Annotated in this window: 8 protein-coding genes and 1 pseudogene; 4 read left to right on the top strand and 5 right to left on the bottom strand. The window is 67.8% G+C overall.

Features of this window, described 5'->3' with window-relative positions:
- The first annotated feature begins 203 nt into the window (after positions 1-203).
- From D7X96_RS22385 to D7X96_RS22400, 4 genes are read left to right on the top strand one after another with little or no spacing between them, the layout of a single operon-like run.
- The gene (locus D7X96_RS22385) at positions 204-2,063 is read left to right on the top strand and encodes an HSP90 family protein (RefSeq protein ID WP_121770675.1); all 1,860 of its coding nucleotides are present in this window, start codon (positions 204-206) and stop codon (positions 2,061-2,063) included.
- Positions 2,063-3,175: a hypothetical protein gene (locus tag D7X96_RS22390; protein ID WP_121770669.1), complete on the top strand. Its 1,113-nt coding sequence runs from the start codon at positions 2,063-2,065 to the stop codon at positions 3,173-3,175. The genes D7X96_RS22385 and D7X96_RS22390 overlap by 1 nt, the downstream gene beginning before the upstream one ends.
- Before the next feature lie 33 nt (positions 3,176-3,208).
- On the top strand, positions 3,209-3,565 hold the full coding sequence (locus tag D7X96_RS41780; RefSeq protein ID WP_158616228.1) for a hypothetical protein: 357 nt from the start codon (positions 3,209-3,211) through the stop codon (positions 3,563-3,565).
- Positions 3,562-4,032, top strand: a complete 471-nt coding sequence (locus D7X96_RS22400; RefSeq protein WP_120549047.1) for a DUF6714 family protein — start codon at positions 3,562-3,564, stop codon at positions 4,030-4,032. Before D7X96_RS41780 ends, D7X96_RS22400 begins: the two co-directional genes overlap by 4 nt.
- A 221-nt stretch (positions 4,033-4,253) precedes the next feature.
- Here D7X96_RS22400 and D7X96_RS22405 read toward each other — a convergent pair whose 3' ends face one another.
- From D7X96_RS22405 to D7X96_RS40035, 5 genes and pseudogenes are all read right to left on the bottom strand, one after another.
- Positions 4,254-4,529, bottom strand: a complete 276-nt coding sequence (locus D7X96_RS22405) for a DUF7919 family protein (protein ID WP_121770670.1) — start codon at positions 4,527-4,529, stop codon at positions 4,254-4,256.
- A gap of 324 nt (positions 4,530-4,853) precedes the next feature.
- Positions 4,854-7,139 carry a Tex family protein gene (locus D7X96_RS22410; protein ID WP_121770671.1) on the bottom strand — a complete coding sequence of 762 codons (2,286 nt, stop codon included), beginning with the start codon at positions 7,137-7,139 and terminating at the stop codon, positions 4,854-4,856.
- Between the two features lie 116 nt (positions 7,140-7,255).
- Positions 7,256-9,475: an alkaline phosphatase D family protein gene (locus D7X96_RS22415; protein ID WP_120549050.1), complete on the bottom strand. Its 2,220-nt coding sequence runs from the start codon at positions 9,473-9,475 to the stop codon at positions 7,256-7,258.
- 172 nt (positions 9,476-9,647) lie between these two features.
- Positions 9,648-10,736 (bottom strand): recombinase RecA, encoded by a 1,089-nt coding sequence (recA, locus tag D7X96_RS22420; RefSeq protein WP_120549051.1) that lies wholly within the window; start codon positions 10,734-10,736, stop codon positions 9,648-9,650.
- Between the two features lie 112 nt (positions 10,737-10,848).
- Positions 10,849-11,340 (bottom strand): annotated as a pseudogene (locus D7X96_RS40035) (hypothetical protein); the annotation flags it as partial.

Genomic DNA, 11,340 nt, shown 5'->3' on the forward strand with positions numbered 1-11,340 from the left:
CGCTCCAGGGAGGAAAAGAGACGACATGTCGCCGTGCCGCCACAGGGGGCGCCGCACGGCCGGGGCGCGACATACCACCCCGCCAGGGAGGCGGAAGGGGGCTGGCGTGTCCGGTTGCCATGGGAAGGACACATGCCTTCATCCACCCACGGCGGGGGATTGTGGCCCCGGGGAGGATGCAGCGCGCTACGCTCGACGGCCGCGTGGACCATCGATTCCAAGTCAGCCTCCGTGGGGTCATCGACCTCCTGTCCCACCACCTGTACAGCTCGCCCGGGGTCTACGTGCGGGAGCTGCTCCAGAACGCCACGGACGCCATCCGCGCCCGGCAGCAGCTGGAGCCCCAAGCCCCGGGCGCCGTGGGGCTGGAGCTGCGGGAGAAGCAGGACGGCGGGCCGCCCACGCTGCTCTTCACGGATGCGGGCGTGGGGCTGACGGAGGAGGAGATTCACCGCTTCCTGGCCACCATCGGCGAGTCCTCCAAGCGCGAGCAGCTGGAGGCCCGCCGCAACGACTTCATCGGGCAGTTCGGCATCGGACTCCTGTCGTGCTTCATGGTGTGCGACGAGCTGCTGGTGGTGACGCGCTCGGCGAAGGGAGACGGGCGCACGCTGGAGTGGCGGGGCCGGCACGACGGCACGTACGACGTGCGCGTCTCCGAGCACCCGCTGGACGCCCCCGGCACGCACGTCTACCTGGTGGCGCGCGCGGACATGGTGGAGTGGTTCACGCCGGAGCGCGTGCGCCAGCTGGCGAAGCATTATGGCGGCCTGCTGCCCTTCCCCGTGCGGCTCACGGTGGACGGGCGCACGGAGACGCTGAACCCGGACGGTCCGCCCTGGCGCCGCTTCTACGAGACGGCGGGGGACAGGCGGCAGGCGCTGCTCGCGTACGGGCGAGAGGTGTTCGGCACGGACTTCCTGGATGTGATTCCGCTGCGCTCGGAGGCGGGGGACGTGGACGGCGTGGCGTATGTGCTGCCGGCGTCGCCGCACTTCAACGCGAAGCAGAAGCACCGGGTGTACCTGAAGCAGATGCTGCTGTCGGAGAGCGCGGAGAACCTGCTGCCGGAGTGGGCGTTCTTCGTGAAGTGCGTGGTGAACGCGAATGGCCTGAGGCCCACCGCGAGCCGCGAGTCCTTCTACGAGGACACCGTGCTGGCGAAGGCGCGCGAGGCGCTGGGACAGTCGCTGCGCAAGTACCTCGTGGACCTGGCGAATGACGACCCCCGGTCGCTGCAGCGGTTGATTGCGCTGCATGGGCTGTCGGTGAAGGGCCTGGCGCTGGACGACGATGACTTCTACCGGCTGGTCATCCACTGGCTGCCCTTCGAGACATCGCTCGGGGTGATGACGTTGGCGGACTACCGGCGGTCGTGGCCGGTGGTGCGCTACACGCCGACGCTGGATGGCTTCCGGCAGGTGGCGCGGGTGGCGGGGGCGCAGGGGCTGTGCGTGCTGAACGCGGCGTACACGCACGACACGGCGCTGTTGGAGAAGCTGCCGCACGTGGTGCCGGAGGCGCAGGTGGCGCCGTTCTCGTCGGCGGACCTGCCGCAGAGCTTCGAGGAGCTGACGCTGGACGAGCGCGAGGCCATCTATCCGCTGCTGCGTCTGGCGGAGCGGGTGCTGGCGCCGTTCCGCTGCGGCGTGGAGGTGAAGAAGTTCTTCCCGGCGGAGGTGCCCACGCTCTACAGCTCGGACGCGGAAGGGGCGTTCAAGCGGGACGCGGAGCGGGCGCGGGAGGAGTCGGACGACCTGTACGCGGGCGTGCTGGATGGAGTGATGGCGGGCACGGGCGGCCAGGACCGGGCGCTGCTCTGCCTCAACCTGCACAACCCGGTGGTGCGCAGGCTTGCGGCGGTGGAGGGGCGGGAGCTGCTGAAGCTGTCGGTGGAGATGCTCTACGTGCAGGCGTTGCTGTTGGGGCAGCACCCGCTGAACGCGCAGGAGATGGCGCTGCTCAACCACGGGCTCCTGGGGCTCATCTCGGCGCGGCTGGATGAGGGTGGTGGTGGTGGTGGAGGCGGTTCGTCCGGTCCGGGCTCGCGGGGGATGCACTGATGGCCGTGGACTGGCAGCAGCAGGTGGAGGCGTTGCGCGCGCAGGCGGACGCGCTGCCGGAGGGCGACGCGAAGGTGCGCGCGCTGGAGGAGGCGGTGCGCCTGGTGGACGTGCACGGCGACGTGGCGCTGGGGTACGAGCTGCGGGATTCGCTCATCGACGCGGCGACGTTCGGCGGGTATCCGGACAAGGCGCTGGTGGCGTTCGCGTGGTGCCGGGGGCAGCAGAAGAAGGACCCGCAGCGGTTCGACCCGGAGGACATGCTGTGGAAGCAGAAGTGGGTGGTGGGCCGGCTGGACGAGTTCCCGCACATCAGCCGCAAGCAGATTGCCGACGCGCTGGATGACGTGGAGCAGAGCTTCGCGAAGCTGGACGCGGGCAAGCGCGCGGCGTTGAAGCTGCGCTACCAGATGGCGCGCGACATGGGGGACACGGAGGACGCGGAGCGCCTGTGGGAGGCGTGGCTCGTCGCCCCGAGGGACCACCTGACGGACTGCCGCGTCTGCGAGCTGGACGACGAGCTGGATCACCACGTGGACAAGGGCGAGTGGGAGCAGGCCGTCCAGAAGGCGAAGCCCATCCTGGATGGAAGACAGTCCTGCGCGGAGATCCCGCACCTGACGCTGGGCACGCTGCTGTATCCGTTCTTCAAGCTGGAGCGGATGAAGGAAGCCAGGGATTGCCACCTGCGCGGCTACGCGATGGTGGCGAAGAACCGCGAGTTCCTCGCCACGGTGGGAGAGCACCTGGAGTTCCTGGCGCTGACAGGCAACCTGTCGCGAGGCCTGACGCTCCTGGAGAAGCACCTGGGCTGGGCGCTGGAGCACTCCAGCTACCGGGACCGGTTCGGCTTCTACACCGCGGCGTCCTTCCTGCTGGGGCAGGTGGTCGCGGAGGGCCGGGACGAAGTGAGCCTGCGCTTGCCCCGAGCGTTCCCGCTGCACGCGGTGGACGGAGGCTACGGGACGCGGGCGCTGAAGGACTGGCTGGAGTCCCAGGCGCGAGACATCGCGGCACGGTTCGACGCGCGGAACGGGACGAAGCGGTTCACGGGATTGCTGGCGCGCAATGAAGTGCTGGCGAAGGAAGCGCGGCTGTTCCCGCTGGACTGAAAGGAGTGCATCCGCATGAAGGGCCCAAGCTGGATGCCTGTCGCCATCACCTGGCTCCTCCTTCTCACGCCCCAAGGCCGGGCTGAAGAAACAGAGCTACCTCCTCCGGGCGACTGCACCAAAGACGTCTGGCGAGACTTGAGCAAAGCAGTTGGTACGGCATGCAAGACTCAGAGCATGAGCTGTACAGCAAGAATGTCCTGCGTCGACTTGACGGCTCAATGGAACCGTTTTGAGCACTGCATCCAAGCGCGCAGGACCTTGATGAACCGATGCTTTCGCGGCGGCGATGCTGAGCACAAGAGCGTCCTTGAAGGCTATGAGAGAGGGCAAGCTCGCTGCACGGAGTTCATTCGCGTCCAATGCAGCCCTCCTGAGAAGTGCCAATGAGCGATGACGCCCTCCGACGCCGCATAGAGCACGCCTTCTCAGGTGTTCCCCGCCCCGAGAAGGAACGCATCGCCTATGCACGAGGTGCATGGGAGACACCCGAACTCGTCCGGGACTTCGGGGGGCGCCACTGGAAGGACGTCCCGATAGAGAAGGTACGCGACCATGCGGCGCACCTCCCGCTGTTCAGCCCGGAGGCGCTTGCTTATTACCTTCCGGCCTACCTCAACGCGGCGCTTGTAGATCTTGATGTGCGCGACTTTCTCTTGTCCGCACTGACCATCTCCAATGAGGCACAGCCAGACCTACGCGCCTTCTTCCTTCGCAGGTTCGACCGCCTGAGTCCGCTCCAGAAGGACGCCATCCGTATGTTCCTCATCCGGATGAGGGATGCGGAAGCTTCACCTATCGCCAAGCGACATTGGTCCCAAGCGTTGGAGACGTATTGGGACGTGCCTGCGGAATGACGTCCGCGCTCAGCGAATCAGCTTCGGGAACGCGGGGAACTCGGCTTCGAAGGCTCGGACATCCTTGACGAGTTGCTCGACGGATGCGTCGCGCAGTGGCCCCTGGGCTTGCAGGGTGTCATCGCATCGAGCAAGCAACCACTCGATATCCAGAACCGGGACGGCTGGTTTCTTCAAGAGTCCCCGAAGAACTCCGGTCAGGTCGCGAACCCATGGGTCTTTCATTGGGAGAAGGCGGAGAGCGAGATTCCCCGGGCCTTGATGGCCTTGAGATAGGCCATGGAGCGCATCTCCGGGCACTTGAGGACCGCCTCCTGGAACTCCCTGGGCGGCACGTACTCGTGCGCGTCGATGTAGTGGAGGATCATCGTCGGAGCGATGAAGACCTTTGTCTCCCCGGGGATGAGGACGTTCTCCGTCCCAAGCGAAACGTGCGCGCCCTTGTAGGAGATGGCCGCGTTCAGCCCCGTGAACTGACACAGGAAGACGTGGTACACGAGGCCCCCGGTGCAGAGCCATGGACTTGACCACGGCTGGCATTGGAAGTCATCTCGGTGGTGGGGAGACGCAACCCACGCAAGTGCTATTGTTCCCGTTGGCTTGAGCCGGGTGCATCACAAGGGAGGACTGCATGAAGAGATGGGTCTCCAAGCGATTGCCACAAGAATGTCTATCCACCAGACGGCAAACCAAACAGCCAAAGCCTCAAGCTCTGTCAGCAAGGGGCACGAGCACTTGAGACGTATTGAACGCAAGGAGTCTCCAGAGCGCCTGAACTCCGGCGCCCGGAAATTCGTCATCAGCATTGGCGCATCAATTCCCTAACGCCTCAGCTTCGAGAACGGGTTGTTGAACGGCTCCGGCTTCTTCTGCGGCGGAGCCTGCGTCGCGGGCTTCTGCGCGGGCCGCTGCTGGTGCGGCGGTGCGCTCGCGGGCTTCGACTGCGGCGGCGCCCCACCCTCCAGCACCGCCCTCACCGACAACGCCAGACGCTTGCGCGCCAGGTCCACGGACAGGACCTTCACCGTCAGCCGGTCGCCCACCTTGGCCACCTCCGACGGATCCTTGATGAAGCGCGCCGCCAGCTGCGACACGTGCACCAGACCGTCCTGATGCACGCCCACGTCCACGAACGCTCCAAACGCCGTCACGTTCGTCACCACGCCCTGCAACACCATCCCCTCCTTCACGTCCTCCAGCGTGCGCAGGTCATCCCGCGTCGCGTGCGCCGTGAAGTCACCGCGCGGGTCGCGGCTCGGCTTCTCCAGCTCCGCCAGGATGTCCTTCAGCGTCAGCTCTCCCAGTTCCGGCCCCAGGTAGCGCTTCGCCTCAATCTGGCGCACCAGCGACGCGTTCCCCACCAGCGCCGCCACGTCCACGCCCAGGTCCTTCGCCATCCGCTCCACCACGGAGTACCGCTCCGGGTGCACCGCGCTCGAGTCCAGCGGCTCCGGCCCGCGCACCCGCAGGAAGCCCGCCGCCTGCTCGAACGTCTTCGGCCCCAGGCCGCTCACCTTCAAGAGCTCCCGCCGCGTCGTGAAGCGCCCCTTCGCCGCCCGGTGCGCCACCAGCTTCTTCGCCAGCGACGGCCCCACGCCGGACACGTGCTCCAACAGCTGCGGTGACGCCGTGTTCACGTCCACGCCCACCGCGTTCACGCACGAGTCCACCACCTCGCCCAGCTTCTTCTTCAACAGCCCCTGGTCCACGTCGTGCTGGTACTGCCCCACCCCGATGCTCTTCGGGTCGATCTTCACCAGCTCCGCCAACGGGTCCTGCAAGCGCCGGCCAATCGACACCGCCCCGCGCAGCGACACGTCCAGCTCCGGGAACTCCTCTCGCGCCACCTCCGACGCGGAGTAGATGGACGCGCCCTGCTCGCTCACCGACACCACCGGGACCTGCACGCCCATCGCCTTCAGCGTGTCGCGCGTGAAGACCTCCGCCTCCCGGCTGCCCGTGCCGTTGCCCACGGCAATGAGCTCCGGCTTGTGCTTGCGCACCACCGCCTCCAGCAGCTTCGCCGCGCGCGCCCGCTCGTCCGCGCTCCGCTCCGAGTAGAGCGTCGTCGTCTCCGCCACCGTCCCCGTCGCGTCCAGCATCACCAGCTTGATGCCCGTGCGAAGCCCCGGGTCCAACGCCAGCACCGCCCGAGCCCCGGCCGGCGCCGCCAGCAGCAGGTGCCGCAGGTTCTCTCCAAACACGCCAATGGCGCCCTTGTCCGCGCGCTCCTTCAGCTCCGCGCGCAGCTCCGACTCCAGCGACGGCCCCATCAGCCGGTCCCACCCGTCCTCCACCGCCGCGCGCAACTCCCCCGCGAACAGCGACTGCGGCCGCGTCACCACGCGAGAGCTGAAGAGCCCCTTCACTTCATCGTCGGGCAGGCCCAGCTTCACCTTCAGCACGCCCTCCTCTTCCCCGCGCAAGAGCGCCAGCACGCGGTGGGACGGGGCCTGGGACAGCGGCTCCTCGTGGCCGTAGTAGTTCTCGAACTTCGTCGTCTCGCCCTTCTTCGCGGGCACCACGTCCGAGCGCAGCGAGCCCCGCCGCGTGCAGAGGTCACGGGCCTCGCGGCGCAGCTTCGCGTCCTCCGCCACCCGCTCCGCGCAGATGTCCCGAGCCCCCGCCAGCGCCTGCGCCACGTCCGCCACGCCCTTGTCCGCGTTCACGTAGGGCTTCACGCGCGCGTCCAGGTTCTCCCCGCGCTGGCCCTCCTGCTTCCAGACCAGATCCGCCAGCGGCTCCAGCCCCTTCTCCCGGGCAATGGCCGCGCGCGTGCGGCGCTTGGGCTTGTACGGCAGGTACAGGTCCTCCAATTCCGCGCGCGTGCGCGCCGCCTGGAGCGCCCTGGACAGCTCCGGCGTCAGCTTCCCCTGCTCCTCGATGCTGCGCAGGATGGTGTCCCGCCGCCCGTCCAGCTCCGCGCGCTCCGAGGCCTTGTCCAGGATGGACTGGATCTGAACCTCGTCCAGCCCCCCCGTGGCCTCCTTGCGGTAGCGCGCGATGAAGGGGACCGTGCCCCCCTCCTCGTGCAGTGCGAGGGTCCGGTCCACCTGCTCCGGCTTGATGCCCAGCTCCTGGGCCAACGCGGCGGCATAGACGTGCATGGCGCCCGTCTATACCCCGGTCCGCGCGCGCCTCCCAGAGACGCGCCGCCCATGAAAAAGGGCCGCGCGGGAAGCCCTCCCACGCGGCCCTTCGCTTCACATCCTCAACGGCCCGCTCAGGCCGGCTGGATGTCGCTGTTCTTCACGCGGAAGGTCTTCGCGGTGAACTTCGCCTCCAGCTCGCCGTCCGCGCGCTTGGAGTAGTCCTTGGCCACCTCGCCCGCCGGGATGAGGTGGAAGGTGGCGAGCGTCTCGTCCGCCTTCACCTCCATCACCACGAAGCCGTGCGAGTCCGTGTCCGCGAAGCGCAGGCCCGGGTTGGACTTCATGAGCGTCTGGTCCATCTCCGTCACGGCGTGCTGGTACACCGGCGCGCCCGTGGCGTAACCCGCGCCAATCAGCGCCAGGCTGGCCAGGCTCTTGATGGAGCCGGAGGTGATGGCCGGCGCCGTCAGCGTGGGCACCCCCTCCTCCACCGACGCGAACGACGCGTGGATGTCGCCGGAGATGAACACCGTGTTCGACACGTCCTTCTTCAGCGCGTTGAGCATCACCTTCTTCTTCGTGGGGAAGCCGTCCCACTGGTCCACGCTGAAGTAGAAGCGCTGGCGCAGCGTCGGGTCCGTGATGTCCGCCTGCTGCCGGAAGTCCCAGATGAGCGCCGACAGCGACGTGGAGCTCACCACCATCTTCCAGGTGTTCGTCGCCGTGGCGAGCGTCTGCTGGAACCACGCCTCCTGCTCCGGGCCGAACACGTCCTCGCTCTTGCCCTTGGACAGCTGGAAGTTCACCGCCGCGAACAGGTCGAACGTGTCCTTCACCACGACGTAGCGCGAGCCCTGGATGTTGAAGAGCGCCGCCTTGCCCATGTGCGCGTACGCCAGGCCCCGGGGCTTGCCCGCCGGCGCAATCACCAACTCCCTCTTCACCGCCGCCAGCACCTGGTTCACGTAGAAGAGCGCCAGCGGGCCCTTCACCCACGCGGCCATCTTCTCCGCGGCGTCCTTGTCCGTCAGGCCCGCGGCCTTCGCCTGGCTCAGGTACACGCCCTGGAGCACCTGCTTCTGGGCCGCGTACGCCGGGTCGTCGATGTCCACGTACGCGAACGCGTCCGCCTGGAACGTCTGCTTCACCGCGTCCGGCTGGCCCTGCAGCGCCGCGCCCAGCAGCATTTCGTCCAGCACCACGCCGCCCGGATACGCGTCCTCCGGGATGAGGTGGTCCGGCCGGTAGCTGCGGTAGTCCGTCACCAGCAGCTTCAGGTGCTTGCCGTACTCGAAGTCACGGTAGATGCGCGAGTTCGGGAAGCGCGGCTCGCTGGCCACGTCGATGGCGCCCTCGGGCGACTGCACCGTGTCCAGCGGGATGTACTCCAGGAAGGCCTGCTCCGCGTTGAGCTTGCGGTCCCGCTGCGTCTCGTCCTTCTTGCCGTCCTCGTACGTGGCCACGTCCTGCCAGCAGTCGTCGGAGAACTCGTGGTCGTCCCAGACGATGATGAACGGGTAGCGCTCGTGCACCGCCTGCAGCTGCTTGTCCGTGCGCACCGTCTTGTAGAGGTCGCGGTAGTTGGACAGCGAGTTGGCCGCGAGGAACGCCGTCATGCCCGTGCCCTGCGGCAGCGCGCCTTCCGGCTCGCTGAAGCGCACGGCCCGGCCGCCCTCGCCGGACTGGAAGGACGTGTCGCCCGTCGTCTCGTAGACGTAGTCGCCCAGGAACACGACGAAGTCCAGGTCCTCGTCCAGCTGCAAGAGCCGCTGCCAGGCGTTGTAGTAGCGGCCAATGAAGTCCTGGCAGCTGGCGAAGACGAACTTCACCGGCACGTCGTCCCCCGAGGCCGGCGCGGTGCGCGTGCGGGCGGTGCGCGTGGTGTGCTTCTGGCCGTCCTTCTCGTAGGAGAAGCGGTAGTAGTACGTCGTGCGCGCGGACAGGCCGGTGACCTTCACCTTCACCGCGTGGTCATGCTCCGCCCGCGCCGTCAGGTCCTTCTTGTCCAGCACCAGCGTCTTGAAGTCCTCCGTCGGGGAGACCTCCAGCCGCAGGGGCAGGTCGTCCCCGGCGCGGTCCTTGTCCTCCACGCGAACCCACACCACCACGCTGTCCGGACGCGGGTCTCCCGACGCCAGCGACTGCGGGAAGTAGGGCGAGCCAGCCGACGCGTCCGTCGAGTCGTCGTCGGAGCATCCAAAGGTCGTCGTCGCCGCGACAGCAACCACGGCTTGCAGGAACGTGCGGCGTTTGAAGGGGTTGAACAAGGCGTTGGACTCCAGCGGGGAGCAGGGGTGAAGGGGCTCCCAGGCCGCGAAGTCTAGAGGCGCTCCTCGTCCAGCACGAAACATCCCGGCCACGGTCCGGTGATGACCGTGCGCGTCACGCGCTCAATCCCTCTCATGGTGAAGAAAAAAGGGCCGGCCCCATGCCCTGGGACCGGCCCCTTCTCTCGGCTTCAGCCGCCGCGCCGCTCCCCCCGGAGGTGCGCGGCGGTGCGTTCCGCCAGAGACGCTCTTGCGGCTACTTCACGGCCTTCACGCGGGGGCGCTTCTCGCCTTCCGCGGGCTCGGCCGCTTCCGCCGCGGGGGCAGCCGCCGCACCGGCCGTCTTGCCGATGCCGTACTTCTCCAGCACCAGGCTTTCGACCTCCTTGTAGGTCTCCGGGTGCTCGCGCAGGTACTCCTTCGCGTTCTCCCGGCCCTGGCCGATGCGCTCTCCCTTGAAGGAGAACCAGCTGCCGCTCTTCTCGATGATGTTCTCGTTGGAGGCCAGGTCGATGAGGTCGCCCTCCTTCGAGATGCCCGCGCCGTACATGATGTCGAACTCCACCTCCTTGAAGGGAGGCGCGACCTTGTTCTTCACGACCTTCACGCGGGTGCGGCTGCCCACCACGTTCTCGCCGTTCTTGATGGCGCCCACGCGGCGGATGTCCATGCGCTGCGACGCGTAGAACTTCAGCGCGTTGCCGCCCGTGGTGGTCTCCGGGTTGCCGAACATCACGCCAATCTTCATGCGGATCTGGTTGATGAAGATGACGCACGTCTGGCTCTTGGAGATGGTGCCCGTGAGCTTGCGCAGCGCCTGGCTCATGAGGCGGGCCTGCACGCCCATGTGCGCGTCGCCCATCTCGCCCTCGAGTTCCGCCTTCGGCACGAGCGCGGCCACCGAGTCCACCACCAGCACGTCGATGGCGCCGGAGCGCACCAGCATCTCCGCGATTTCGAGGCCCTGCTCACCGGTGTCCGGCTGGGACAGGAGCAGGTCGTCGGTGCGCACGCCCAGCTTGCGCGCGTAGCCCACGTCCATCGCGTGCTCCGCGTCGATGTAGCCGCACACGCCGCCCTTCTTCTGCGCCTCCGCGACGATGTGGAGGCACAGCGTCGTCTTACCGGAGGACTCCGGCCCGAAGATTTCGATGATGCGTCCGCGCGGCACGCCGCCCACGCCCAGGGCGATGTCGAGCGAAGTGGACCCCGTCGAAATGGCCTGGACGTCCTTCATCATGGGCTCGTCGTTGCCGAGCCGCATGATGGACCCCTTGCCGAACTGACGCTCCACCGCCGCCAGCGCCAGCTCGATCGCCTTTTCCTTCTCCTGATTCACGGCCATTTCTCGTCGCTCCTTGGAAGAGTGGACCACCCCGGTCCACCTGAACGCGCTTTTAGTACGCGATGGGTAGACCCTAGTCCACCCCTCTGACATCCGTTTCGGGTCCTGGCGGTCAGCTCTTGCGCAGGGCAGCCAGGAAGGCGGCCACCAGCCCGCCCAATCCGGCTGCCCAACCCGCCGGAACGTCCGGCACCAGCACCATCCCCAACCCGATCCCGGACACCACGGTCAGCAGCGCCAGGGCTCCGCGATACAGGGGAGAGCCCACGGAGGCAACCGTCAGCACGGTCAGGGTCAGCAGGGTCAAGAGCCCCTGCAGGATGAGCAGCCCGCCGGGCGTGACGACGCCGGTGAGTCCCAGGACCACCTGGAGCGCCAGCGCGCCCAGCCCCACCGCCAGGGCCGGGAAGGGTCCTCCGGGGGGCGGGGTCAGCCGCGCGTCCGGGACGGGGGCGTTCCTGAGGAACTCCAGGTCCTCCGGGCGCACCTCCAGCGCGTAGGGGAAGCCCAGCGCCAGCAGGGACTCCACCGCCGTGGCCCGGCAGGAGCGCCCGTCCGAGTCCACCAGCCCGTCCAGGTTGCCCCCCTCCAGGAGCCGCTGGAA

Origin of the sequence: Corallococcus interemptor (assembly GCF_003668875.1) — a bacterium.
GTDB classification, from domain to species: domain Bacteria; phylum Myxococcota; class Myxococcia; order Myxococcales; family Myxococcaceae; genus Corallococcus; species Corallococcus interemptor.

Excerpts from the sequence above, each read along its gene's own strand:
- D7X96_RS22410 (WP_121770671.1), bottom strand. The coding sequence starts at position 7,139 with ATGCACGTCTATGCCGCCGCGTTGGCCCAGGAGCTGGGCATCAAGCCG.
- D7X96_RS22400 (WP_120549047.1), top strand. The coding sequence starts at position 3,562 with ATGAGCGATGACGCCCTCCGACGCCGCATAGAGCACGCCTTCTCAGGT.
- D7X96_RS41780 (WP_158616228.1), top strand. The coding sequence starts at position 3,209 with ATGCCTGTCGCCATCACCTGGCTCCTCCTTCTCACGCCCCAAGGCCGG.
- D7X96_RS22390 (WP_121770669.1), top strand. The coding sequence starts at position 2,063 with ATGGCCGTGGACTGGCAGCAGCAGGTGGAGGCGTTGCGCGCGCAGGCG.
- recA (WP_120549051.1), bottom strand. The coding sequence starts at position 10,736 with ATGGCCGTGAATCAGGAGAAGGAAAAGGCGATCGAGCTGGCGCTGGCG.
- D7X96_RS22415 (WP_120549050.1), bottom strand. The coding sequence starts at position 9,475 with ATGTTTCGTGCTGGACGAGGAGCGCCTCTAGACTTCGCGGCCTGGGAG.